Source organism: Nocardia sp. NPDC051981, assembly GCF_040680715.1.
In the GTDB taxonomy this organism is placed as follows: domain Bacteria; phylum Actinomycetota; class Actinomycetes; order Mycobacteriales; family Mycobacteriaceae; genus Nocardia.
In genome coordinates, this window is record NZ_JBFAXK010000035.1 from 44,377 (window position 1) to 69,504 (window position 25,128).

A 25,128-nucleotide genomic window follows, 5' to 3' on the forward strand; every position below is an offset into this window, starting at 1 on the left:
TCCCCCTGGATGTGACAGAGGCTACATCCGCGCGGGCCGTGCTCCGGCCCGCGCGCACAGCGACAGGGGGCGTTCAATGCCGAGAGTTCGAGGGCTGATCCGGGTGGCCGGTGTCCTCACCTGCCTGGTGGTCGGGCTGGTGACCGCACCGGCCGCGCATGCGGAGTCCGCCTATGCCGCGTATCTGGATCTGCCGTCGGTCAATGGTGACGGCGCGGGCGGCGGCGGATTGAATCCCGCACTGCCCCTGGATCCCGACACCCTGCGCGCCGCGCTCGACGACGCGCGCGCCGCGGGTGTCGAGCCGCGGCACTACGCGACTCTGCTGCATCAGTACTGGCTGGTCACCGCGACCCGGAATGCCGATATCGACCTGGCAGCCTGGGATCCCGGGCGCGGCGTCGCGGCGAATACCCGCACCTTCACCCAGGTCTACGTGAACTACCTGCGGCTCAACAACGCGCACCCGGACTACTGGTGGACCGGACTGGCCGGGCTGGCCGGCGGGTCGTTCGCGTCGGGCTTCTTCGACATGGGCGATGTGTCGGCGATTCTCACCGTGCCGGGCATCCATCAGCTCGGTGACTCGGTGGCCGATCTGCTGCGCGGCACCCCGTCGCAGCTGCTGGACATCCTGCCCGCCGACATCCGGACCCTCGGCACCGCGGGCGAGCGGCTCACCGCCGATGATCTGGCCTGGTACCAGACCCGGCTGATGATCATGCAGAAGCACATCTTCATCGACCAGGTGCCCATGCACGAGGCCTACGCGGCCGCGGGCCTGGCCGGTGTCGAGGAGATGTACCGGGCCGGCGTGCTGGACGAGAACGCCGTCACAGCCTGGCGCGAGATCGATTCCGGGACCCCCGACGGCCTGGCCGACGCCGCGCTGCGCATGACCGACCGGGAACAGAACCAGATCATCGCCGACCAGTGGGATGTCACCTCGCACGGCCGCGGCGACCTGGGCCGGGTCATGACCTACGTGAGCACGATCGCGGGCAAGGCCGCCGTTCCCGGCGTCCGCGCGCCCGGCGTCTTCGCTCCCACCACCCTCATCACGGGCGCGATGTCGCTGCGCGCCCCGCTGCCCGACTTCAACTGGGCCGACCGCGACACGCGGTGGAACTACATCACCCACGATCTGCTGCCGCGCTACCTGGAACTGTGCGCGAATCCGGCCGCCGCGAGACCGGTTCTGGCCGTGCCGTTCCCGGTCATGCTGACCAACGGCCGGCTGGTGCAGCGCCTGCCGGATCTGCTCGCCGACCTGACCTCCCAGTGGCAGGTGACCACCTGATTCGGGCCTGCGGACACGGGCGGACGCCGCCGATCGGGTCCGTCACGGTATCCTCGAGATTGCTCGAGGTTGCTGTGGAAGCCCAGGCATCGACGAAGGATCCCGGATGCATTGCCCGTACTGTCGTCATCCCGATTCGAGGGTGGTCGACTCGCGTGAGGCCGAGGAAGGCACCGCCATCAGGAGGCGACGTGCCTGCCCGGAGTGTGGGCGCAGGTTCACCACGGTCGAAACCGCGATCTTGTCGGTCGTCAAGCGCAGCGGCGTCACCGAGCCGTTCAGCCGCGAGAAGGTCATCCGCGGCGTCAGCCGCGCCTGCCAGGGCCGCGAGGTCGATTCCGATGCGCTGAACCTGCTCGCGCAGCAGGTGGAGGATGCGGTGCGCGCCAAGGGTTCCCCCGAGGTGCCCAGCCACGAGGTCGGCCTCGCCATCCTCGGCCCGCTGCGTGATCTCGACGAGGTCGCCTACCTCCGCTTCGCCTCGGTCTACCGATCCTTCAGCTCCGCCGAGGATTTCGAACGCGAGATCGCCGACCTGCGCAAGCACCGCGCCGACCACACCGTGGGCGCGGCAACCAAGTGAACGGGCGACCGCTATCGGTCACCCCACATCGATTCCCGGTCCGGCCCCGAGCAATTCGGAGCCGGACCACTTCATTTCCCGGCGTCCCATGCCCGGCGGAGGGGCGATGCGCTGACCCGCAACTGCTTTCCGAGAAGGTATGTGCGCCAGTGCATGTCGGTGGTGTTGCACGAAAGATCGTGCCCCGTCAGCGCTTTTGCTGGGGTGGGCGGCGGGCGATGTCGATCGCCTTCTCGATGCGCTTCGCCGACACCGGGTAGGGGGTGCCGAGCTGCTGGGCGAAGAGGCTGACGCGGAGTTCCTCGATCATCCACCAGATTTCGACGATGTCGCGGCCGCCCCGGCGCGCCTCGGGGAGATTGCCGACGAGGCGGTCGTAGGCGGCGTGGACGCGGTCGAGTTCGACCAGGCCGGCGCGGTCGCGGTTGGCGGAGGCGGGGAGCGCCTCCAGGCGCAGGCGGGCGGCTTCCAGATAGCGGGGGAGTTCCCGCAGCCGGGCGCTGCCCCACTCGGCGATGAATCCGGGGAAGATCAGGTCGTCGAGCTGGTGCGTGACATCGTCGGTGGCGTCCCGGTCGCGGGATTCGGCGAGGGCGGCGCGCAGCCGGTGCGCCTCGGCGAGGACCGGGACGACCGAGCGGACGATGGTCGCGACGGCCGTGGTGAACTGCGGGCGGACCTTCTCCACCAGCGCCTGGAATTGCTCGGGGCTGCGCACCGGTCCGCCATTGGCGGCGATGAGTTCGTCGGCGGCGCAGGCGCGGCAGTCCTCGACCAGGGCGTCGAGGGTGCCGTACGGATTCTGGCTCAGCGCGAGGCGATCGGTGGGCGGCAGGCCCGCGGTGACGGCGCGGGTATTGGTGGTGATCGCGCCCAGCAGCAGGGCGCGGGTGCCGGTGCGCATGGCGGTGGCCTGGGCGGCGGGGGAGCTGAGGACGCGTACGGCCACGCCGTCCGCTTCCGCGACCAGGGCCGGATAACCGGTAATGGTCTGACCGCTGACCTGGCGCTTCACCGAGGACGGCAGGGTGCCCAGGGATTCGGAGGTCCACACCGTGGACGGGGCCCGCTCGGCGGCGTTGTTGGCGCGCGCCACCGACTTCGAGACCTGTTCCGCCAGGCTGGATTTCAGCTCGGTCAGGCTCTTGCTGCGGGCCACGACGGCGCCGGTCGGGTCGGTGGCGGCGAAGGTCATGCGCAGGTGGTCGGGCAGGCCCGCCGGATCGAGCATGGTGGCGGCAATGGTCACCGAGCCGAGCTGCGACAGCTCCCGGGCCAGCCCGGTGCGCAGTGGTTCGGCGCGCGGGGTGAGGCGGTCCAGGGCGGCCTTGGCGAAGTCGGGGGCGGGAACCACGGTGCGGCGCAGCTGTTTCGGCAGCGTCTTGATGAACGCGGCGGCCAGTTCCTCGCGCATGCCGGGGACCAGCCAGTCGAAGCCGACCGCGCGCACGTGCGCGAGCTGGGCGATCGGTATGTGCACGGTGACACCGTCGTCGGCCTGGCCGGGCTCGAACTGGTAGGTGAGCGGGAAGGTCAGCTCGCCCTGCCGCCAGCTGTCGGGGTAGGCGGTCGGATCCAGTAGTGCCGCATCCTCGTTCACCACCGTGGAGGCGGTGAAGTCCAGCAGGTTCGGATCGGTGCGCTGGGTCTTGCGCCACCAGCTGTCGAAGTGCCGCACCGACACGATGTCCGACGGGATGCGCTGGTCGTAGAAGTCGAACAGCACCTGATCGTCGACCAGGATGTCGCGCCGTCGCGCCCGATGCTCCAGATCCGCGACATCGTCGAGCAACTCGCGGTTCCGCGCGAAGAAGTCGTGCTTGGTCTGCCACTCGCCCTGCACCAGCGCATGCCGGATGAACAGCTCCCGCGACAATTCCGGATCGATCCGCCCGAAGTCCACCCGCCGCTGCGTCACCAGCGGAATGCCGTACAGCGTCACCCGCTCGTAGGCCGCCGCCGCACCCCGTTTCGCCGACCAGTGCGGTTCGGAGTACGTGCGTTTCACCAGGTCCCCGGCCAGCCGCTCGGCCCACTCGGGTTCGATCCGGGCCGCCGTCCGTCCCCACAAGCGCGAGGTTTCCACCAGCTCGGCCGCCATCACCCACCGCGGCGGCTTCTTGGCCAGCGATGAACCCGGGAAGATCATGAACTTGGCATTGCGGGCTCCCAGGAACTCCCGGGTCTCCGCCTCCCGCACACCGATATGCGACAGCATGCCCGCCAGCAGCGCCTGGTGGATCGACGTCACATCCCACGGCAGCGAGTCATTGTCCAGCCCCGCCTTCGCCGCGAGCGATTCGGCCAGGCCGGACTGCCCGCTCGATCCCGCGCCGCCGCCCCGGCGGCCCGAATCGTTGCCGCGTCCGCTGGACCTGCCGCGCCCGCTGTCATCGGCGCGGCGCGAATCCCGGCCGCGCACTGATCCGCCGCGGCGTGTGTCGTCGGCGACCGATGCCGACTCCGCACGCCCGGCCTCGGAGCTTTGCCCACCGCGCTGAGTGGCATTGCCGCCGTTGATGTTGCGGCCCTGCACTGAGCCTGCGGCGGCACCGCCGCGCTCGGCGGATTCGGTTCCGAAGCCGTTCCCGTCGTGCTCGGCACTGCCGGTACCGCTGCCACGGCCTGGATTACGGCCGCGGCGGTTACGCGGGTTGTTTCCGGCGTCGTCGGAAGGCGTTGCGGTGCGGTCGAATTGGGCGTCCGAGCCCGCGGTGTTCCAGCCGAGGCCGCGGGTGATGGTGCGGAGCTGGCCGTGCAGGTCCTGCCATTCGCGAATGCGGAGGTAGTGCAGGAACTCGTCGCGGCACAGGCGGCGGAACTGGTTGGAGGACAGGGCGTTCCGCTGTTCGCGGAGATAGTCCCAGAGGTGCAGGTAGGCCAGGAAGTCGGAGCCCTCGACGGTGAAGCGCGCGTGTTTGGTGTCGGCGGCCTGCTGGTGTTCGACGGGGCGTTCGCGGACGTCCTGGATGGACAGGGCCGCGACGATGATGAGGACCTCGGCGAGGCAGCCGCCGCGGTTGGCCTCGACCAGCATGCGGGCCATGCGCGGATCGACCGGGATCTGCGCCATTTCGCGGCCGATGGGGGTGAGGATCAGACCGGCATCGGGAATATCCTTGCGCGCGCCGGCTTCGGCCTCCGCCCGGGCCAGCGCGCCGAGCTCCTCGAGCAGCGCGATGCCGTCGCGAATGGCGCGGGCGTCGGGCGCCTCGACGAACGGGAAGCTCTCGATATCGCCGAGCCCGAGCGCGGTCATCTGGAGAATGACGGCGGCCAGGTTGGTGCGCAGGATCTCGGGTTCGGTGAACTGCGGCCGGGATTCGAAGTCGTCCTCGGAGTACAGCCGGATGGCGATACCGTCCGCGACACGGCCGCAGCGACCGGACCGCTGCCGCGCCGATGCCTGCGAGATGGACTCGATGGGCAGCCGCTGCACCTTCGTGCGCATGGAGTAGCGCGAAATGCGTGCGGTGCCAGGGTCGATCACGTAGCGGATGCCCGGTACCGTGAGCGAGGTCTCGGCCACATTGGTGGCGAGCACCACGCGCCGGCCGGTGTGCGATTCGAATACCCGGTGCTGCTCGGCCGCCGACAGCCGCGCGTACAGCGGCAGAATCTCGGTGCGCGGCAGCCGCATGTCCCGCAGCGAATCCGCGGTATCGCGGATCTCGCGCTCGCCGGAGAGAAAGACCAGAATGTCGCCGTCGCCCTCGGCCTGCAGTTCCCGCACCGCGTCGCCGATGGCGTCGGTGGGGTCGCGGTCGACGATCCGGGTGTCCTCGTCGTCGGGGTCCTCGGAGGTGACCGGAAGCGCCAGCGACAGCGGCCGGTATCGGACCTCCACCGGATACGACCGTCCCGACACCTCGACAATCGGTGCGGGCGTGCCGTTCTCGTCACTGAAGTGCCGTGCGAACAGCTCCGGGTCGATGGTCGCGGAGGTGATGATGATCTTCAGATCCGGCCGCTTGGGCAGCAGCTGCTTGAGATACCCGAGCAGGAAGTCGATATTGAGGCTGCGCTCGTGCGCCTCGTCGATGATGATCGTGTCGTAGCGGCGCAGCAGCCGGTCGCGCTGGATCTCGGCGAGCAGGATGCCGTCGGTCATGAGTTTGACCAGCGTGCGGTCCGACGCCTGATCGGTGAAGCGGACCGTGTAGCCGACCACGTCGCCCAGTTCGGTGCCGAGTTCCTCGGCGATGCGCTCGGCCACGGTGCGTGCGGCCAGTCGCCGCGGCTGGGTGTGGCCGATGGTGCCGCGGATCCCGCGCCCGAGCTCGAGGCAGATCTTGGGGATCTGGGTGGTCTTGCCGGAGCCGGTCTCACCGGCCACGATCACGACCTGGTGTGCGGCGATGGCGTCGGCGATGTCGTCGCGGCGCGCGGAGACCGGTAGCCGCTCGGGATACCGGATGGCCGGGACGGCGGCGCGGCGGGCGTCCACCCGGCGCTGCGCGGCGTCGATATCTGTTTCGAGGTCGGTGAGATCGCCGCCGCGGGCCTTGTCGAGCCTGCGACGCAACCGGTGCTCGTCGCGGATCGAGAGATCGGCCAGGCGGGTACGAAGCTCGCGAGAGGTGGCGGCGGTCCTGGTCATTGCATCGTCAACGATAGCGAAGAGTCGGTCCGGGCCGGTCGGCACGGTGTCGAGCGGCCCGATCTCGCGCTTGCCGGAAGTGTGCCGCACCGGCGTATTGTCTGCGGTCGGGCAGTTCGGCATGCGACCATCGGGCCATGGCCGTCAGAGGTGGAACGCCCGCGTGGATCCGGGTGCTGCGCATCGTCTTCGGAATCGTGGGCTTGGTGGCGCTGGTCTGGATTCCGCTGCGCAATGCGGGCAACCCGAACTATTCGTATCTCAACTTCTTCAGCTACTTCACCATCCAGTCCAACATCCTGGGCATCATCGTGCTGCTGGTCGGCGGGCTGCGTGACCCGGCCGGCCGGCGCTGGCAGGTGCTGCGCGGGGCGGCCACCCTCTACCTGACCATCACCCTCGTCATCTACGCGGTGCTGCTGGCCGATATCGATGTGCAGCTGACCGAGCGGTGGATCAACGACACCCTGCACCGGGTGATCCCGATCGTGCTGATCGCGGACTGGTTGCTGGTGGCCGCCGGTCTGAAGCCGACCATCCGGCTCATCCTGGGCTGGCTGGCCTACCCGCTGGCCTACGGCGCCTACACGCTGTTGCGCGGGCCGTTCGCCGATTGGTACCCCTACCCGTTCATCGACCCCCGCGACCAGGGCTACGCCCAGCTGTCCGGCGGGCTGGTGATGATGGCCGTGATCTTCGCCATCCTGGGCGTGATCGCGGCGGCGCTGAACGGGCTGGTACCCAGGGGCGTCGGCCGCTGACTCCGGCTCAGAGCGCCCCGGTCATGAAAGGCTCAGAGCGCCCGGGTCATGAAGACGCTGTGCGGGTCCGCCGCGTAATCCGAGAACGGCCCGCATTCTTCGAACCCGTAGCGCTCGTACAGCCGCACCGCGGGCAGATAGAACTCCGACGCCCCGGTCTCCAGGCTCAACCGCGCGTATCCGCGCGCGGTGGCCTCGGCGAGGATGTGCCGCAACAACTGTGACGCCACCCCGCGCCCCCGGTGACTCGCCGCGGTCCGCATGGACTTGATCTCGCCGTGCACGGGATCCAGCTCCTTGAGCGCCCCACAGCCGGCCAGTTGCGTGCCCTCCCACGCCGACCAGAAGGTGATCTCCGGCTTGCGCAGCGCCGCCACGTCGAGCGCGTGCATGCTGTCCTCGGGTGAGTTCGCCAGCATCTCGGCAACGTGGGCCTCGAGCAGTCCGATCACCTCGTCCCCGCTCAGATCGTCGATCACAATGCGCATTCCGCCAGGCTATCCGCCGAGCTCGGGACCATGACCGCATGGGCCGCGCCGCCGGTTCCGGGTACTGACCGCACGCGCCAACCCGCCGACCTACCGTGCCGTCCGTTCCCGTGTGATGCGTGTGCACTCCTGCGACCGGTGAGACTCTGTGTGGTCGGCCGGATTTCGTGATCATTTCGGATTTTCCGGCTCGGCTGTTCGGGCCGTCGTGGGGCGAACCGCAATGGCACGGTTCCGAGGGTGCTGCCGCGGGGCGTCGGATACGTGCACGCCGACTCGAAGCTGAAGACGGCCCGGAAGCCGCAAGGCTCCGGGCCGTTTCCATGCCGCTGGACCTCACATGCCGCAAGTTCCGGAATGGCTCCATCAGGACGGGTCAGCGTTCGTGGGTTTCCTCCAGGACGGTCCGGCCGACCCGCGCGTACCGGGCGGGGGAGCGACGTTTCAGATATTCGGCGAAACCGAAGCCGCCCAGTGCGATTGCGGCGACCAGCCACGGGGTGGCCTTCAGGACCAGGGAGCTGGATTCGGCGCCCGCGGCGGTACCCATATTGAGGACCAGCAACCCGACCACGCCGGCCATGGCGAGGCCGCCCAGCAGCGGAGCCAGCACGGTGCGGAACCAGTGCCGGCTCTCGGGGTGATGGGTGCGGAAGTAATTGAGTACCGCGAAGGAACAGGCGGCCTGGACCACCAGGATGGCCATGGTGCCGAGGATCGCCAGCAGCGTGTAGGTGCCGGTATAGGGATCCTTGCCCGCGATTCCGAAGCCCGCGACCAGCGCGCAGGCGATGACCGTCTGGACCACGCCCGCGATGTGCGGTGACCCGTGCCGAGGATGGGTGCGGCCGACGGTGCGCTCGAGCACAGGGAAGACGCCCTCCCGGCCGAGCGCGTAGAGGTAGCGGGCGGCGCAGTTGTGGAATGCCATGCCGCAGGCCAGGGATCCGGTCATCATGAGCCACTGCATGGCGCTCACCGCCCAATGCCCGACGTAGGTCTGGGTGGGGTGGAAGAACAGGTCCATCGGGTTGTCGGAGGCCGCCAGCGCCGCCGATTCTCCGATGCCGTTGCCGGACATGGCCATCCACGACACGAGTACATAGAACACGCCCACGCCGATGACCGCGATCATGGTGGCCTTGGGGATGATCCGTTTGGGGTCACGGGATTCCTCGCCGTACATGGCCGTCGACTCGAATCCGACCCACGACCAGAACGCGAAGAACAAGCCCAGCCCCGCAGACGGCCCGGTGAAGGCATTGACCGGATTCAGCGGCGCGAACGAGAATCCGTGCGGCCCACCGCCGTGCAGCGCCACCGCGATACCCATGATGGCCAGCACCGCGCACTCGGTGCCCAGCAGCACGACCAGGAACTTCTCCGCGACGGCCACCCCGAACCAGGTGCCCAGGGCATTGATCGCCAGCATGACGATGGCGAACACCCACCAGGGGACGTGCACGCCGAACTGTGCCGCAACGGTATTCGTGCCGAAGCTGGAGAAGATCCCGACCAGCGATCCCTCGAACACCATGTACGCGAAGGTGGCCAGCAGTCCCGCCGCCAGCCCGGCCGAGCGGCCCAGTCCGAACGAGATGAACCCGTAGAACGCGCCGGTCGCGGTGATGTGCTTGGACATCGTGGTGAAGCCCACCGAGAACACCGCGAGCACCACCATGGCGATCAGGAACGCGGCGGGCGTGCCCGTCCCGGTCCCGGCCGAGATCATGAACGGCACATTGCCGGTCATGGCGGTGATCGGCGCGGCGGTGGCGATGGCCATGAACACCACCCCGAGCAAACCGACGGCATTGGCTTTGAGGCGGTGCACCCCGTCGGGTGGATTGGCGCCGGGCGGTGCGGCGGTGGCGCGTTCGATCTGCTGCGTCATGGATCCGTCTCTCTGCTGCGCTCGCCCCGGAATCACCGGGTGGCGGGGTCTTTTCCGATGGCGCGGAACGCTATAGACGGTCTGTAACAGCGGCGGGTGTGCGACGGTGACCGTCGGCGGGAAAGGCGCAAGATTTTTCTCTCGCCTCGAGACAAGCCGATGTTACTTGTGTTTACGCCCGTGCAATACGGATCGGCGACGCTGTGGCAACCCGTTGTCAGGGAACCGGTCCAGAGAGAGGCGCACGGATGAGATCGGCTGCGCCGAGTCGGCCCCCGGTGTCCGGACGTTCGCCGGTGCGCGGATTGACCCGGCGCGAACTGCCTTTCGTGCCGGTGTTCGCGCAGTCGGTCGCGGCCATCGCCCCGTCGGGAACGGCCGTGGTCACCCCGGCGTTCGTGATCGGCGCGGCCGGGGGCGGGGCGAGCGTGGCCGCGTTCCTGGCGGCCGCGCTGCTGGCCTGGGGTGTGGCGCTGGTGATCCGGCCGATGGCGCAGCGGCTGGCGGTGACCGGCGGGCTGTACACGTATGTGGCCAAGGGGCTCGGCCCCGCGGTGGCCGTACCGGTCGGCTGGTCGGCGATCGCCGGGTACGCGAGCGTCAGCGTGGCGGGGCTGATCGCGGTCGGCACGTATCTGGACCAGGTCGCGGTGACCGCCGGACTCGCCGGATTCGGCGGGACCGCGACGATTGTCGCGCTGCTGCTGATCGCGGCCTCGGCCGCGGCCGTGCTCATGGTGCGGGGGATCCGGCTGTCGGCCTCGGTGACCCTGCTGATCGAATGCGTCTCGGTGGTGACGGTCCTGGCTCTGATGGGCTACCTGCTGACCCGCGACGGCGTCGGCGCGCAGGCCGGCCGCGCCTTCGAATGGCACGGCGGCACCGGTGGTCTCGCCATGAGTGCGGTGGTGGCCATCAGCGCTTTCGTCGGGTTCGAGAGTGCGACAACGCTGTCCGCCGAGGCATACCGGCCGTTCCGGTCGGTGCCGCGCACGCTGGCGTGGACGCCGGTCGCCGCCGCGGTCATCTATCTGATCACGGTGTCCGCGCAGGCGGTGGCGCTGGCCGCCGCGCCGCCGGGCTTGGCCGCCGGTTCCACCCCGGTGACGGACCTGGTGTTGCAGGACAATTCGCGATTCCTGAGCGCGGTCCTGGATCTCGGGGTGGCGGCATCGTTCTTCGCCTGCACGGTCGCGTCGATCAATGCCCTGGTCCGTGTCCTGTTCACCATGGGCCGCGAGGGCATCGCCCCGGCCGCGGCCGGTCGCACGCACCCGCGTTTCCACACGCCGGCGCCCGCGATCGTCGCGGCGGTCGGCGCGGTGACGGCCTGCGCGGTCTGGTACCTGCTGTCGGGAGCCGAACCGCAGGACGGGATTCGGAGCTTCCTCACCCTGAGCGCGCTCGGCTATCTGGGTTCGTATCTGCCCGCCTGCCTGGCCACTCCGGCGCTGCTGCGCCGCATCGGCGAACCCAGCCGTGGCATGGCGTTGCTCGGCACGGTCACCGCGACCCTGCTCGGAATCCTCATGGTCGCCGCCGGGGTATCGGCCCGCAACGACAATGTCACCGTCGTGATCGCCTACGCCGTGGTGCTTGCGGCCGCGGCGCTCTTCACCGTCGCGCTGGGGGTCTGCGCGCCGGATCGGTTGCGCGGCCTCGGCATCTACGACGAGCCGCAGCGCGCGGACCTGCTGCCCACCGCGACCTTCCGGTAGGCGCGATGAAGGACTCCCGCCGCACCACCACCGTCTCCAACTCCATCGCCATACTCGAGGCGGTCGCCGACTGCGGCGTGGGCGTCACCGCCAAGGAGATCGCCGAACGCCTCGGCATCGCCCCCGCCACCACCTACCGGCTGCTGAATTCCCTTGTCGCCGACGAGTATCTGGTCCGCACCGCCGATCTGCGCGGCTTCGCACTGGGTGCGCGGCTGCACGGGTTCGCGGCCGCCATCCGGATGCCGGTGGTGCCTGCGGCCGCGGACGGGCTGCTCGGCGAGTTCCGTGCGTCCACGCGATTCGCGGTGCACCTCATGAACTTCCGCCCGGCCGCGGTCCAGGTGCTCAGCGAGGACCCGGACCATCCGATTCCGGGCGAGCGGGAGCTGTCCCGGCATCTGCACGCCTCCGCCGCGGGCAAGCTGCTGCTCGCCGCACGGACCGAATGGCGCACGCTGGTCACGCACCCCGTGCGTGTCGCGGCGCGCACCAAGATCGATCACACCGCCCTCGCCGAGGATCTGCGGACCGTTCGCGAGTCCGGATATGCCAGGGCCGCCGACGAACTCGTGCCCGGCGTCGCCTGTCTGGCCCTGCCCATCTACAACGCCCTCGGCAGTCTCGCGGGTGCGCTGTGCCTGAGCGGCCCGAGCAACCGGCTGCCGGCGCTCGAGACCCACCGCGATCCGGCCCGTGATTGCGCCGCCCGCCTGGGCCCGCTGCTCTACTGACCCGCCCCGCTGCTCGATCGACGTCGTTCCCGCGCCGAAAATCATTGGCCGCCCTCGGGTGTGCGCTCCTAACCTGGGTCCACATCCGACTCGAAAGGACGATTTGGAAGCGACTGTCACGGTGACTCCGGACCAGTTGCCGGAGCTGCTGCTGCACGTCGCGGTGGTGCGTCCGGTATTTCTGTGGGGAGCGCCCGGAATCGGGAAGAGCTCGCTGGTGCGCGGTTTCGCCGAGGCGCTCGGCTTGGACTGCGTCACCCTGCTGGGCACGCAGCTGGCCCCCGAGGACCTCATCGGCGTACCGCAGATCATCGAGAATCGCAGCCGGTTCGCGCCGCCGGAGATGATCGCCCGCGAGCAGCCGTACTGCCTGTTCCTCGACGAACTCAATGCCGCGCCCGCGGAAGTCCAGAAGTCGTTCTACTCACTGATTCTCGACCGGCGCGTGGGCGCCTACGAACTGCCCGCCGGATCGGTCGTGATCGGTGCGGGCAACCGCGCCACCGACAACGCCCTCGCCCGCCCCATGGCCTCCGCGCTGGTCAATCGCATGGTGCACGTGCACTTGCGCGCCGACGTCGACGACTGGCTGAAATGGGCCGCCGGCAACGGCATTCATGCCTGGGTGATCGAGTATGTCATGCAGCGGCCCGATCACCTGTGGGCGCAGCCGCCCAAGACCGAACAGCCATTCTCCACTCCGCGCGGCTGGCACATGCTCTCCGACGCCCTGCACTCCTACGGCGACGACATCGACGACACCACCCTGGCGGTGCTGTCGTCCGGAATACTCACCGCCGCACACGCTTCCGGCTTCCGCGCCTTCGTCAAGACCGTGCGGCACGCCTACGACCTGGAGGTCGTCGTCAAGGGTGAGGCGGGCTGGCCCCGCAATCCCGCCGACCGCGACCTGCTGTACTTCCTGTCGGAGGCATTCCGGGCCCGGCTCGTCAAGGAACTTCCCGCATCCCGCGAGCACACGTCGCCCGGGGTGAAACGGTTCTCGCTGCGCGCCAAGACCATGCTCACCGAGCTGGCCGAGATCTCGGTCGAGTGCGCGCAGCTCGTCATTGCCGCGGACGACGATGGGCTGCCGGTGCTGCCGTCCTGGTTCCTGGTCGAGGTCACCCGCGATCTGCCGCGGCTGGCGGCGCGGCGGTAGCCGGTGGCCGGACGCTCGAATCGCAAGCGCGGCAGGGTGATCGACCCATGGCGGGAGAATCTCGACACCGGGTGGCGGCAGGTGTGTCAGCATCCGATGTTCCGGCGGATCCAGAACGGGTCCATCGACATCGACGGCCGCCTGCCCGAAGATGTATGGGCGGTCGTATCACCTTGGGGCACTGTCTATTACGACTCGAAGCGGCGTGGCTCCGCCGACGAATGGGCGTGGGTATTCGCGCATCTGCTGCTGCATGCGGGGTTCGGCCATCTCGATCCACGCGTCCTGCCGGAGCGTGCCCTGGAGCCGAATGTCTACGCGCGCACCTGGATCACGGCGTCGAGTCAGCCCCATCCGGTCTATCGAGCCGCCTGCTGCGCGGTGGTCGACCAGTACCTGCTGACCCTGAAGATCGGCCGCCCGCCGCACGAGTTGCCGCCCCCGCCCGGCGGGTCGGATGAACGTGGCCTGGCCGAGCGCTGGTGGCGGTCGAGCGTCCCGGAGCCCTACCGCCGCACCGAGTTCCCGGACTTCTTCGTCGACACGCCCGAGACCGCCGTCAAGCGCGATCATCAGTCGCGCTTCGCCGCCGGTATCGGCGAGGCGGCCCGGGAGGCGCTGGCCGAGGCCGGCCGCGATGTCACGCGCGGGCAGGCCGCGACCCTGCGGGTCTGGGACCGGGCGCTCAGCTGGTTCGTGTCGTCCTATCCACTGCTGGGCGCGCTGGCCGCGGGCATGACGATCGTCGCCGACGCGGATCTCGCTCGCGGCTGGGACATTTCGATCGCCGCGGTCAATGCCGAGGCGGCCGAGATCTACATCAATCCGTTCGCGGCGCTGTCCGCTGAAGAGTGGCGCTTCGTCCTCGCGCACGAAATGCTGCACGCGGCGCTGCGGCACGGTGACCGCGCGGGCTGGCGTGACCACTACCTGTTCAATGTCGCCTGTGATTACGTGGTCAACGGCTGGCTCGTCGAGATGGGCGTGGGGGAGCTGCCCGAGGGGCTGCTGTACGACCCGCAGCTGAAAGGCCTTTCGGCCGAACAGGTCTACGACCGCATCGCGACCGATCTGCGTCGCCTGCGCAAGATCGCCACCCTGCGCGGGCGCGGCAAGAGCGACATCCTCGGAGAACCGCTGCCGCACAGCCACACTCCGGGCCGCTACCTGGACCTGGACGAGTACTACCGCAATGCCCTGCACACCGGCCTGGCCTACCATCAGTCCAGCGGCCGCGGACTGCTCCCGGCCGGACTGGAACAGGAGATCCGCGCGCTCGATCAGCCGCCGCTGCCCTGGGATGCCCAACTGGCGCAATGGTTCGACGAGCACGTCCCGGCCGTCGAGAAGCGCCGCAGCTACGCCCGCGCCGCACGCCGCCAGTCCGCGACTCCCGATATTCCGCGCCCGGCCTGGGCGCGCCCGGAGGAATCGGTGCGGCTGCCCACCTTCGGCGTGGTGCTGGACACCTCGGGCTCGATGTCGGAGGAGTTGATGGGCAAGGGGCTGGGCGCCATCGCGTCCTACGCCCTCGCTCGCGACGTGCCGCGTGCCCGAGTCGTGTTCTGCGACGCGGCCGCCCACGATGCCGGATACCTGCCGGTCGGCGAGATCGCCTCCCGCATCCGCGTGCGCGGTCGCGGCGGCACCGTGCTGCAACCGGGCATCCGGCTGTTCGAACGCGCCGACGACTTCCCGGCCGACGGACCGATTCTGGTCATCACCGATGGCATGATCGATGTCCTGCGCGTCCGCCACGAACACGCCTTCCTGATCCCGGCGGGCGCCGCGCTGCCGTTCCGCCCCCGCGGACCGGTCTTCCGGATCCGCTGACCCCCAACACTTCTCGAATCGGCTTTGCCTCAGAAGGTGAACTGATCGCCGTAGGCGGTGGTCTGCACCACCCCCTGCGCGGTACTCACCGTGGTCGTGACGAAGGGGACGGCCGACACCGGCGAGACGCATTGGGCGACATTCAACGCGGCGTTGTTGAACGTGATGCGGTACGGGAACACGGTGGTGTTGTCCAGGGCCGACGTCGCCGTCGTCGCGATAGTGACCTGGCCGGGACCCAAGGTGGCCGTCAAGACTTCGGTCACGCCCAGCGCCCCACCGACGCTGGGTCCGAGGTCGATACTGGGCGGGCTGGCACTCGTGGTCGTGGTCGTGGTCGTGGTCGTGGTTGGGGTCGTTGGTGTGGTCGGGGTGGTTGGGGTCGTTGGTGTGGTCAGGGTGGTTTGGCTGGCGCTGGCTGGTGTGGTCGGGGTGGTTGGGGTGGTAGTGGTAGTGGTTGGGGTGGTAGTGGTTGGAGTGGCGCTGGCTGGGGTGGTAGTCGCTGGGGTGATAGTGGCTGGGCTGGTAGTGGTCAAGGCGGCGCGGGCTGGGCTGGTAGTGCGTAAGGTAACGCGGGCTGGGCTGGTAGTGGGTGTGATGGCGCTGGGTGTGGTGTCAGAGGCGATGGGCGTACTCGGGATGGGCGTGACCGTCGCGATCGGCGCGCTGACATCGCTGGCAGGGCTCGCAGGGGTTGCAGGGCTCACTGTCGGGGCAAGGGCGCCGGCCCAGCCTTGATTGGGCTCGATTCCGACGGTGAAGCCGCCGGCCACACTGATCCCGCAGCCGAGGATGAACCCTGCTACGGCCTGACCGGCCGTGATCGGGTCACCCTCCACATTGACCGAATAATCACCGGACATCTGCGCGGCGTGCGAGAACGTCATGAGGAAATTCGGAGTCCGGTTCCCGGGTGCATTCACCCCGACGCTGTCGACCGATGCCGTCACATGAACTCCCGAACCGGTTACATCCGCGCCGGGTGGCTGGGCTCTGCCCACATCGGCACCCCAGGCCCACACGCCCAGGACCCCCAGGGTTGCCACGGCCGTGCCCGCCGCGGCGACGATTAGTAGACGCCGCAAACCTGGATCCTTTCTCGAAGATGTGCGCTAGCGTTTCTTCCAGAGTTCGATATCGCAGGAACAGCCGCTAATGGCTGGCAAATAGAGCGTATCGGAGACATCGGGCCGGGTAGCGAACGCGGCGATAAGGCGTGTCGACCGGGTAATTCCTGCCAGCCGGGAAATGCTCGTCACGAAATACATTGCCGGAAATAGGTTTCGAGCTGCACTGATTCTTGTTCGCTGCGGGGTCGCCGAGACCGGCCTGCAGGACCCCAGTGGCGGTGCCCGGGCGGGGGATTCGGCAGGGGAAAGGCGGGGGAGACGGGGCCGGACGGTGTCAGCATGGAAGGGGAGCCGGTCGCCGCGGTGAGAGGTGGTGGGGTGTGGCGGTATTCGTCGAGCAGTACGGGGTGGTGCGGTGGGTCGCGGTGATCGCCTTCTGCCTGGCCGCCGCCCTGGTGGCCGCCAGGCTGGGCACGGCGCGCCCGGACCCGTGCGCCGGGTTGCGCGCGGATCGGGAGTCGGATGCCGCACACCTGGTGATGTGCCTGGTCATGCTGGGAATGCTGGTGTTTCCGACGGTTGCCGACCCGCACGCGATGCGCGGGGTGCTGACGGCCATGGTGGTCGTGTACACGCTGATGCTGGGAGATCGGATGCTGCGGTGGCGCAGCGGGATTTCGGACCCGGACACCGGGGGCGGCACGGTCGGCGCGTTCGCGTATCACGCGCTGGGGGCCGCGGCGATGCTGTACGCGATGAGCGGGCACGGGCCGCACGAACACGGTGGGCACGGGCCCGCGGGGCCCGCGCCCGGTCCGGTGCTGATGCTGGCGGCGCTGTTCGCGGCGGACGCGGCGGTGATGGCGGTGCCGGCGCTGCGCCACCGGTTGCCACGGGTGTTCCCGCATCCCATGGGCATGGCCGGATCGCTGGCCGTGTTGCCGCACCTGGTCATGGATCTCGGCACCGCCTACATGCTCGTCGCCGCCGCGGCCGGGTGACCCGGGGGCCGTTCGACCTGTTCACCGTCGTGATGGTGAGATGGTGAAGAAAGGTCGGTTCGCCCGGATGGGCGTGGCCGATATCGGGTGATGGAGGTGCTCTGGATGGGTTCGCTGTGGCATGGCTTCGCCGATATGGGTGCGGTCGAGCGGGACGGGGCGTTCGTGGTGGCGCGCGGCGAGGGCGCGTACATCTGGGACGAGGGCGGGACACGGTACCTCGACGCCACCGGCGGTCTCTGGTTCGCCAATATCGGGCACGGCCGCCGCGAGATCGCCGACGCGGTCGCCACGCAGCTGACCCAGGTCGCGCACTACTCCAACTTCGGTGATCTGGCCTCACCGGTGACCCGTGATCTGGCCGAACGGCTCTCGGCCCTGGCGCCGGTGCCCGGCAGCAAGATCTTCTTCACGTCCGGCGGATCCGACGGCGTCGACACCGCCGCCAAGCTGGCCCGCCGGTACTGGCAGGAGCTGGGCCGCCCGGAGAAGACCATCCTGGTCGGCCGTCAGAAGGCGTACCACGGCATGCATGTCGGCGGCACCGCGCTGTCCGGCATCCCGGTCAATTCCGAGGGCTACACCGGCGTCCTCATGCCCGACACCCGCACCATCGAATGGGATCAGGCCAAGGCACTGACCGCCCTCATCGAGGAGGTCGGCGCGGACCGGATCGCCGCGTTCTTCGCCGAGCCCATCATCGGCGCGGGCGGGGTGCATCTGCCGCCGGAGGGCTACCTCACCGAGGTCCGGCGGATCTGCCGCGACAACGACATCCTCTTCGTCGCCGACGAGGTCGTCACCGGCTTCGGCCGCATCGGCGGATCCTGGTTCGCCTCCTCGCGTTTCGGCCTGGAACCCGACCTCATGACCACCGCCAAGGGCCTCACCTCCGGGTACGTCCCCATGGGCGCGGTCTTCGTCGCGCCCCGCGTCGCCGAGCCGTTCTTCGCCGGCGGCGTCTGGTGGCGGCACGGCTACACCTATGGCGGTCACGCCGGCGCGGCCGCCGCTGCCATGGCCAACCTCGACATCGTCGAGCGCGAGCACCTGCTGGACGCCAGCAAGAACCTGGAATCCCTGCTGCACCAGTACTTCTCGCCGCTGGCCGAGCACCCGCGGGTCGCCGAGGTGCGCAGTGGCCTGGGTGCGGTCGCCGCGGTCCAGCTGGCCGACCCGGCCGAGGCCCTCGCCACGGTGAAAACCCTTCGCGCCCACGGTGTCTCGACCCGCGCCGCCGGTCAGGGCGCCCTGCAGATCTCGCCGTCGTTCGTCATCACCGAGGCCCAGGTCGCGGAGATGGCCGACCGCTTCGCCCGCGCTCTGGGCTGAATCGGACCGGGCGGAGTGCCCGAACGCTAGTGCCCGTGGGCTGCGGGATTTCGTGCTGCGCATCCCGGGCGGCCATCGGCTCGCCTTCGGGCAGCGCATCGGCCCGGCGGCGTAGGCCGTCCGGGCCGATCGGGTCACGGTGTGCCGAAAGGGTTTTGCCGCTAGATGAGGATCGGGTGATCGGCGACCACGCGGCCGCCGACCCGGGCCCAGCCGTCGGAATCCCATTCGGTGAAGATCTGGGAGCCTTCGCCCTGCGTGATGTTCAGCCCGCGGGTGAGCAGGGCGGTCAGCGCGATGGCGGCCGCGCCCGTGGCCTGATCCTCGGGAACTCCCATGGCGGGGGCGAACATTCGAGCGCGGACCGCACCGCGCGGCTCGTCGGTCCAGGCCCAGCAGTAGTGCTGGCCTGCCGGGAAGTCGGCCGGATCCAGGGTGGCGATCTCGGCCGGATCCTCGAACTGGTGGAATTCGAAGGTCGGGGCCCATTCGGCCCGGGCCCGGGCCCAGGTCAGGCCCTCGGAGAGGGTCACCTCGACCGGCCCGGCGGGCACGTCGATGATCTTCACGGGTTGCAGCTGGTCATTGAGCCACCACGCGGTGCCGACCGTGGGGTGCCCGGCGAAGGGCAGCTCGGTGGCAGGGGTGTAGATACGCATTTTCACGCGCCCGTCGACCGGGTCGTCGACCACCACGGTCTCGCTGTAGCCCACGCGGGCCGCCAGCGCCTGATGGTCGGCATTCTCGACGGCGGAGCGGCGGACGATGCCGAGCAGATTGCCGAAACGCCCGGCCGCGTCGGTGAACACGCGCACGACTTCGATTTGAGCGCCATCACTTTCCGGAACGGTCATGTCAAGCGAGCTTACCGAAGTTATCGATTCGCGGGAGGCCCGCGTATGCCTGGCTCGTTGGCCAGGGCGCTTTCCGATCCGACCGGCGACTGTATTGCGGCAATCGATGAGCAAATGCAGAAAAGGGCTGTACACCCGCAGGCGTACAGCCCTTTCGGCTGGACTCGACTAGACGGCGGCGGTGGCCAGCGCCTCGGTCGATGCCACGGCCTGGCCCACGCCCGCCACGATCGCGGCGGCGCGCAGCGCCTCGAAGATCACCTCGCGCGAGACGCCCGCCTCGCGCAGCGTGTGCTCGTGCGCCTCCAGGCAGTGCTGGCAGCCGTTGATCGAGGAGACCGCGAACGACCACAGCTCGAAATCGGCCTTGTCCACGCCCGGCGTGCCGATGATCTGCATGCGCAGGCCCGCGCGCAGATCGTCGTAGCGGCCCTCCAGGAAAGCCTTGCCGCGGTAGAACACATTGTTCATGCCCATGATCGACGCGGCGCCGAGCGCGGCGTTGTACGCCTCGGCGGACAGCACGTCGGCCGCCTCTTCGGCGATCTCGCGCAGTGTGGTCGCCGAGCGGGTGGCCGCGGCCGAGGCCAGCAGGGTGCCCCATAGCTGCTGCTCGTTGAGCACGGTGGTGCGCGCCAGCGAGGACAGGTTGAGCTTCAGATCCTTGGCGTACTCGGGTAGCGAGTTCTTGAGATTTTCGATGGTCACGACGAATTCCCTTGTGAGCCTTGTTACACCGACGCGGCCATGAGCTCGCCGGCCTGGATGGTCGGGTCGCCCTTCTTCCAGTTGCAGGCGCACAGCTCGTCGGACTGCAGCGCGTCCAGCACCCGCAGCACCTCCTCGACATTGCGGCCCACCGAACCGGCGGTGACGGACACGAACTGGATCTCGTTGTTCGGGTCGACGATGAAAGTGGCGCGGTCGGCGACGCCGTCGGCATTGAGAACGCCGGTGGCGGTGGCCAGTTCGCGCTTGAGGTCGCTCAGCATCGGGAACGGGAGGGTCTTGAGGTCCTCGTGCTGGGCGCGCCACTGGAAGTGGACGAACTCGTTGTCGACAGAGGCGCCCAGCACCTGTGCGTCGCGGTCGGCGAACTCCTCGTTCAGCTTGCCGAAGGCGGCGATCTCGGTCGGGCACACGAAGGTGAAGTCCTTGGGCCAGAAGAAGACGATGCGCCACTTGCCGGCGTAGTCGTCGCTCGAGATCTGGGTGAAGTAGTCGTCGGGCTGCTGAGCGTTCACCTTCGAGAGATCGCCGCCGATGACAGCCTTCAGGTTGTAGGCGGGGAACTGATCGCCGATGGTCAGCAGGGCCATGCTTGCTCTCCTCATATGTAGTCGTGTCGATTGTGTCGAGACGTATATACGATCATTGCCGAACTGCGGTGAGAGGTAAACGTGATCGGTCGCACTATACTGATAGGTGTGACTGATCAAACTTATCAGCCCACCCTGTCACAGCTGCGTGCGTTCGCTGCCATCGCGGAATACCGGCACTTCGGCACCGCGGCGACGCGGCTGGGCGTGAGCCAGCCCACGTTATCGCAGGCATTGGCATCATTGGAAAACGGACTGGGGCTCCATTTGATCGAGCGCAGTACGCGCCGGGTCCTGGTCACCGCCGACGGCAAACGGCTACTGCCGCAAGCCATTGCCACCCTCGAGGCAGCTGACCGATTTGTCGCCTCCGCTGCTGGTGAGGGGCTGCGCGGCACCCTGCGGCTCGGCATCATCCCGACCATCGCGCCGTACGTGCTGCCCCGGCTGCTGCCCGAATTGCGTGCGCGGGTGCCCGCTCTGGTGCCGCATGTCATCGAGGACCGCACCGCCCGGCTGCTGGACGGGCTGCGCTCGGGCGTCCTGGACGTGGCGCTGCTGGCGCTGCCCACCAATGTCGCCGGACTGGTCGAGATACCGCTCTACACCGAGGAGTTCGTGCTGGTGCTGCCGCGCGAGCACGAACTGGCCGGGCGCACCGACCTGACACCGGCCGACCTGGACGCGCAGCCGCTGCTGCTCCTCGATGAGGGCCACTGCCTGCGCGACCAGACCCTGGAACTGTGCCGGGCGCACGACGCGCAGCCGGGTGCGGTCGGCGACACCCGTGCGGCCTCGCTGGCCACGGTGGTGCAGTGCGTCGCGGGCGATCTCGGCGTCACGCTGATCCCGGCCATGGCGGTGGCCGCCGAAACCGCGCGCGGCACTTTGGACATCGCGACCTTCGCCGCGCCCGCGCCGGGCCGCACGGTCGGACTGGCGTTCCGCTCCTCCACCGCCCGGGGCGACGACTACGACCAGCTCTCCGAGATCATCCGGGAATGCCGGCCGCGCTGACCCCATGCGGGGTGCACGGCGCTGACCCCTCGTACCGCGCTGGGCGGCGACCCCGGCAATTCCGGCAACCTGCGCGGTTGCGTCACCACAGGGTGTCTGAAACGCTCGGGCCTATGCGGATTCACCACCTGAACTGCGGCACCATGGGATTCGGCCTGATCGATCACTGCCTGCTCATCGAGACCCGGGACGCGCTCGTGCTCGTCGACACCGGGTTCGGGCTGGAGGCCGTGCGGCAGCCCGGCAAGATGGTGGGTGCTGGCCGTTTCCTGCTGGGGGCGAAGCCGGCCGAGGCCGAGACGGCGGTGCGCCAGATCCAGCGACTGGGCTATGACCCGCGCGATGTCCGCCACGTCATCCTGACCCATCTCGACCTGGACCACTCCGGCGGGCTGTCGGACTTCCCCGAGGCCACTGTGCATGTGCACGGACCCGAATTCCGTGCCGCCACCGCCACACCCACCCTGTCCGAGCGGTTACGCTACCGGGCCGCGCAGTGGGCGCACGGGCCCAAGTGGATGGTGAACGAGGTCGAGGGCGGCGAGGACTGGTTCGGGTTCACCGCGGTGCGTGACCTGCCCGGGCTGCCGCCGGAAATCCTGGTGGTGCCGCTGGCGGGCCACACCCGCGGGCACGCCGGGGTCGCGATCGACCACGGCAGCGGGTGGCTGCTGCACGCGGGGGACTCGTTCTTCGCGGAGTCCAGCATCCATCCCGAGGAGCCGTTCACGCCGTTCTGGTGGAAGGTGTACGAGACCGGAGCCATTGCTGGCGAGGCGTATCGGGCCAATCAGCGTCGACTGCGGGAACTCAGGAAGCTGCACGGTCACCAGGTGACCATCATCAACTCGCACGACGCGGGTATTTTCGCCCGTACGGCCGGCAGATGACCAGCCCCGGCTCTTGGGAACTCCCCGCTCCGCCGCCCCGCGGTTCGCGGTGGTGCCGATCGCGGTTGCCGGCGGCGGGTGAGCCCCTGTTCGTCTATGGGACTCTGCAATTCGGCCCGGTGCTGACCGAATTGATCGGGCGGGTACCGGCCATGGAACCCGCGCGTTCGATCGGGCGGCGGGCGGCGGCGCTGCCCGGCCGCGCGTATCCGGGACTGGTGACCTCGACCGGCTCCGTGACCGAGGGGTACCTGCTCACCGGGCTGACCGCCGACGAGTGGCGGGTGCTCGACGCTTTCGAGGACGACGAATACGATCTGCTGCCGGTATCCGTACACGCGGGGGAGCGGGTCGGCTACGCATGGACCTATGCCTGGACCGCCGAGGTCGAGGACTTCGAGTGGTCGCCCGCGGCGTTCGCCTCCGAGCACCTGCCGCGTTACGTCGGGAAATGCGCTGCGTGGCGCCGAAATCTCGTCCTGCTCAGCGAGACTGTATGACGCGGGACACATTCGTGCGGTAGAAGTTGATCGCATGGATGCAGAGGGCACTGAGCCAACAGTGGCGGGCGCGCGGTCGCAGGCGCTCGGAGATCTCCTGCGGCGCAGCGCCGCCCGGGTCCCGGACAAGACCGCGCTGGTCTGGCGGGAGCGGCGGGAGAGCTACGCCGATCTCGATGCGGCGGTGAACCGGGTCGCGCACAGCCTGGCCGATCGCGGTGTGACGCAGGGCGATCGGGTCGCGATCTATTCGCACAATTGCCGTGAGTTCGTGCTCGTGTACTTCGCGCTGGCGCGGCTGGGCGCGATCTCGGTGCCGATCAACTTCATGCTCACCGCCGACGAGGTGGCCTTCATCCTCGAACACTCCGGGGCTGTCGCGCTGATCACCGAGGACGGACTGGCAGGGGAGGCCGAGGCCGCGGTGAAACAGCTGGGCGACAGCGAGATCCGGCTGTTCGGCTGGATCGGGCTGGGCGGGCTGCCCGCGACGGCCGGGTGGGAGGACGTGAGCGCGTGGGAACACCATCCTGACGCCTCGGCGCCACAGGTGTTCGTCGGCGACGACGATCCCATCCAGATCATGTACACCTCCGGCACCGAATCCCGCCCCAAGGGCGCGGTGCTGTCCAGCCGCGGGCTCATCGCGCAGTACACCAGTGCGGTGGTGGACGGGCGCATGAGCGCCGACGACATCGAGGTGCACGCGCTGCCGCTGTACCACTGCGCCCAGCTGCACTGCTTCCTCACGCCCGACCTGTGGCTCGGCGCGACCAGCATTCTGCTGCCGAGCCCCGATCCCGCGATGATCCTGCGCGCCATCGAAACCGAGCGCGCCACCAAACTGTTCTGCCCGCCGACCGTGTGGGTGTCGCTGCTGCGGCATCCCGACTTCGACGGCTATGACCTGTCGTCCCTGCGCAAGGGCTACTACGGCGCCAGCATCATGCCGGTCGAGGTGCTGGTCGAACTCTCCGAGCGGCTACCCGGGGTGGGGCTCACCAACTTCTACGGCCAGACCGAACTCGCGCCGCTGGCCACGGTCCTCGCGCCCGAGGACCAGCTGACCAAGCCCGGTTCGGCGGGCCGCCCGGCCCTCAATGTCGAGACCCGCGTGGTCGATGACGACGACGTTCCGGTGGGCGTCGGCGTGGTCGGCGAGATCGTGCACCGCTCTCCGCAGGCCATGCTCGGCTACTGGAACGACCCCGCGAAAACCGCGGAAGCCTTCCGCAACGGCTGGTTCCACAGCGGCGACCTCGGCGTCCTGGACGCCGACGGCTACCTGAGCGTCGTCGACCGCAAGAAGGACATGATCAAGACCGGCGGCGAGAACGTCGCCAGCCGCGAGGTCGAAGAGGTCCTCTACGAGCACCCCGAGATCTCCGAAGCCGCCGTGGTGGGCATCCCGCACCCGCACTGGATCGAAGCCGTCACCGCGATCGTGGTGGCCCGCAATGGAACCGACCCCGACGCCGCCACCGTCATCGCGCACTGCAAGCAGCGGCTCGCCGGCTATAAGGTCCCCAAGTACGTGACGTTCGTCGAGGCGCTCCCCAAGAACCCCAGCGGCAAGATCCTCAAACGCGAACTACGCACCGCCCACGCCCATCTCGCCACCGAGGCCTGATCCCGCGATCCCGTCCAGGTGCGCGATATTCGCGCGATCGCCGGGGTCCGCACTCGGGGCCCCGGCGAACCAGGCATCCAGAATCTCGGCCAGCTGCGCCCGTGAGGTGAGCCGCAGACTCAATGCCAGCACGTTGGCGTCATTCCACTTCCGTGCTCCCTCGGCGGTATACGCGTCCACGCACAGCGCCGCCCGCACCCCAGGCACCTTGTTCGCCGCAATGGAGGCGCCGGTCCCGGTCCAGCAGCACACCACCGCCTGCTCGGCCCGTCCCTCCGCGACATCCCGGGCCGCGGCCTCACTGGCCCAGGCCCAGTCGTCCCGTTCCGCGGGCTCCAGCGCACCGTGCACGGTCACCTCGTGCCCGCGGGCCCGCAGCTCCTCGACCACGGCCGCGGCCACGCCGGTGTCCTCGTCAGCGGCAACCGAAATCCTCATGGAT

At 69.0% G+C, this 25,128-nt stretch carries 21 protein-coding genes; 13 read left to right on the forward strand and 8 right to left on the reverse strand.

Annotated features, from left to right (window positions below):
- Positions 1 to 76: 76 nt before the first annotated feature.
- Together AB0L60_RS37720 and nrdR are read left to right on the forward strand one after the other, a co-directional pair.
- On the forward strand, positions 77 to 1,300 hold the full coding sequence (locus AB0L60_RS37720) for a hypothetical protein (RefSeq protein WP_364624400.1): 1,224 nt from the start codon (positions 77 to 79) through the stop codon (positions 1,298 to 1,300).
- Between the two features lie 106 nt (positions 1,301 to 1,406).
- Positions 1,407 to 1,883 (forward strand): transcriptional regulator NrdR, encoded by a 477-nt coding sequence (nrdR, locus tag AB0L60_RS37725; RefSeq protein WP_354848181.1) that lies wholly within the window; start codon positions 1,407 to 1,409, stop codon positions 1,881 to 1,883.
- A 187-nt stretch (positions 1,884 to 2,070) separates the two neighbouring features.
- On the opposite strand, the gene hrpA is transcribed toward nrdR, so the two are convergent.
- On the reverse strand, positions 2,071 to 6,483 hold the full coding sequence (gene hrpA / locus AB0L60_RS37730) for an ATP-dependent RNA helicase HrpA (RefSeq protein ID WP_364624471.1): 4,413 nt from the start codon (positions 6,481 to 6,483) through the stop codon (positions 2,071 to 2,073).
- Between the two features lie 137 nt (positions 6,484 to 6,620).
- Here hrpA and AB0L60_RS37735 point away from each other — a divergent pair, with 137 nt between their 5' ends.
- Complete coding sequence (locus tag AB0L60_RS37735; RefSeq protein ID WP_364624403.1) at positions 6,621 to 7,244, forward strand: Pr6Pr family membrane protein; 624 nt, start codon at positions 6,621 to 6,623, stop codon at positions 7,242 to 7,244.
- Between the two features lie 32 nt (positions 7,245 to 7,276).
- On the opposite strand, the gene AB0L60_RS37740 is transcribed toward AB0L60_RS37735, so the two are convergent.
- Entirely contained in the window at positions 7,277 to 7,732 is a 456-nt protein-coding gene (locus AB0L60_RS37740; protein ID WP_364624405.1) for a GNAT family N-acetyltransferase, read from the reverse strand.
- 376 nt (positions 7,733 to 8,108) lie between these two features.
- Positions 8,109 to 9,626 carry an APC family permease gene (locus AB0L60_RS37745; RefSeq protein WP_364624407.1) on the reverse strand — a complete coding sequence of 506 codons (1,518 nt, stop codon included), beginning with the start codon at positions 9,624 to 9,626 and terminating at the stop codon, positions 8,109 to 8,111.
- Between the two features lie 296 nt (positions 9,627 to 9,922).
- On the opposite strand from AB0L60_RS37745, the gene AB0L60_RS37750 reads away from it, so the two are divergent.
- The 4 genes from AB0L60_RS37750 to AB0L60_RS37765 all read left to right on the forward strand — a co-directional run bounded on the left by AB0L60_RS37750 (position 9,923) and on the right by AB0L60_RS37765 (position 15,073).
- The gene (locus AB0L60_RS37750; RefSeq protein ID WP_364624409.1) at positions 9,923 to 11,344 is read left to right on the forward strand and encodes an APC family permease; all 1,422 of its coding nucleotides are present in this window, start codon (positions 9,923 to 9,925) and stop codon (positions 11,342 to 11,344) included.
- A gap of 5 nt (positions 11,345 to 11,349) precedes the next feature.
- Complete coding sequence (locus tag AB0L60_RS37755; protein ID WP_364624411.1) at positions 11,350 to 12,078, forward strand: IclR family transcriptional regulator C-terminal domain-containing protein; 729 nt, start codon at positions 11,350 to 11,352, stop codon at positions 12,076 to 12,078.
- Between the two features lie 103 nt (positions 12,079 to 12,181).
- Positions 12,182 to 13,240, forward strand: a complete 1,059-nt coding sequence (locus AB0L60_RS37760) for a MoxR family ATPase (RefSeq protein WP_364624413.1) — start codon at positions 12,182 to 12,184, stop codon at positions 13,238 to 13,240.
- Positions 13,241 to 13,276: 36 nt separating this feature from the next.
- Positions 13,277 to 15,073, forward strand: coding sequence for a hypothetical protein (locus AB0L60_RS37765; protein WP_364624415.1), 1,797 nt, complete (start codon positions 13,277 to 13,279; stop codon positions 15,071 to 15,073).
- A gap of 29 nt (positions 15,074 to 15,102) precedes the next feature.
- On the opposite strand, the gene AB0L60_RS37770 is transcribed toward AB0L60_RS37765, so the two are convergent.
- Positions 15,103 to 15,960, reverse strand: a complete 858-nt coding sequence (locus tag AB0L60_RS37770; protein ID WP_364624473.1) for an MspA family porin — start codon at positions 15,958 to 15,960, stop codon at positions 15,103 to 15,105.
- 563 nt (positions 15,961 to 16,523) lie between these two features.
- On the opposite strand from AB0L60_RS37770, the gene AB0L60_RS37775 reads away from it, so the two are divergent.
- Together AB0L60_RS37775 and AB0L60_RS37780 are read left to right on the forward strand one after the other, a co-directional pair.
- The gene (locus AB0L60_RS37775; RefSeq protein ID WP_364624417.1) at positions 16,524 to 17,144 is read left to right on the forward strand and encodes a DUF5134 domain-containing protein; all 621 of its coding nucleotides are present in this window, start codon (positions 16,524 to 16,526) and stop codon (positions 17,142 to 17,144) included.
- Between the two features lie 105 nt (positions 17,145 to 17,249).
- A complete protein-coding gene (locus tag AB0L60_RS37780; protein ID WP_364624419.1) occupies positions 17,250 to 18,476 on the forward strand; it encodes an aminotransferase class III-fold pyridoxal phosphate-dependent enzyme in 1,227 nt (408 codons plus the stop codon).
- A gap of 161 nt (positions 18,477 to 18,637) precedes the next feature.
- Here the strand turns inward: AB0L60_RS37780 and AB0L60_RS37785 are convergent, their stop codons facing one another.
- The 3 genes from AB0L60_RS37785 to AB0L60_RS37795 form a co-directional block, all read right to left on the reverse strand.
- Positions 18,638 to 19,330: a PhzF family phenazine biosynthesis protein gene (locus AB0L60_RS37785; protein ID WP_364624421.1), complete on the reverse strand. Its 693-nt coding sequence runs from the start codon at positions 19,328 to 19,330 to the stop codon at positions 18,638 to 18,640.
- Between the two features lie 168 nt (positions 19,331 to 19,498).
- Entirely contained in the window at positions 19,499 to 20,038 is a 540-nt protein-coding gene (locus AB0L60_RS37790) for a carboxymuconolactone decarboxylase family protein (protein WP_364624423.1), read from the reverse strand.
- A 23-nt stretch (positions 20,039 to 20,061) separates the two neighbouring features.
- On the reverse strand, positions 20,062 to 20,649 hold the full coding sequence (locus tag AB0L60_RS37795) for a peroxiredoxin (protein ID WP_364624425.1): 588 nt from the start codon (positions 20,647 to 20,649) through the stop codon (positions 20,062 to 20,064).
- A gap of 108 nt (positions 20,650 to 20,757) precedes the next feature.
- Between AB0L60_RS37795 and AB0L60_RS37800 the strand changes: the two genes are divergently transcribed.
- The 4 genes from AB0L60_RS37800 to AB0L60_RS37815 all read left to right on the forward strand — a co-directional run bounded on the left by AB0L60_RS37800 (position 20,758) and on the right by AB0L60_RS37815 (position 24,686).
- Positions 20,758 to 21,666 (forward strand): hydrogen peroxide-inducible genes activator, encoded by a 909-nt coding sequence (locus tag AB0L60_RS37800; RefSeq protein ID WP_364624427.1) that lies wholly within the window; start codon positions 20,758 to 20,760, stop codon positions 21,664 to 21,666.
- A 113-nt stretch (positions 21,667 to 21,779) separates the two neighbouring features.
- The gene (locus AB0L60_RS37805) at positions 21,780 to 22,556 is read left to right on the forward strand and encodes an MBL fold metallo-hydrolase (protein ID WP_364624429.1); all 777 of its coding nucleotides are present in this window, start codon (positions 21,780 to 21,782) and stop codon (positions 22,554 to 22,556) included.
- Positions 22,553 to 23,056: a gamma-glutamylcyclotransferase family protein gene (locus tag AB0L60_RS37810; RefSeq protein ID WP_364624431.1), complete on the forward strand. Its 504-nt coding sequence runs from the start codon at positions 22,553 to 22,555 to the stop codon at positions 23,054 to 23,056. The genes AB0L60_RS37805 and AB0L60_RS37810 overlap by 4 nt, the downstream gene beginning before the upstream one ends.
- 34 nt (positions 23,057 to 23,090) lie before the next feature.
- Positions 23,091 to 24,686: an acyl-CoA synthetase gene (locus AB0L60_RS37815; RefSeq protein ID WP_364624433.1), complete on the forward strand. Its 1,596-nt coding sequence runs from the start codon at positions 23,091 to 23,093 to the stop codon at positions 24,684 to 24,686.
- Here AB0L60_RS37815 and AB0L60_RS37820 read toward each other — a convergent pair.
- Complete coding sequence (locus AB0L60_RS37820; protein WP_364624435.1) at positions 24,648 to 25,124, reverse strand: RpiB/LacA/LacB family sugar-phosphate isomerase; 477 nt, start codon at positions 25,122 to 25,124, stop codon at positions 24,648 to 24,650. The genes AB0L60_RS37815 and AB0L60_RS37820 overlap by 39 nt on opposite strands.
- Positions 25,125 to 25,128 lie beyond the last annotated feature (4 nt).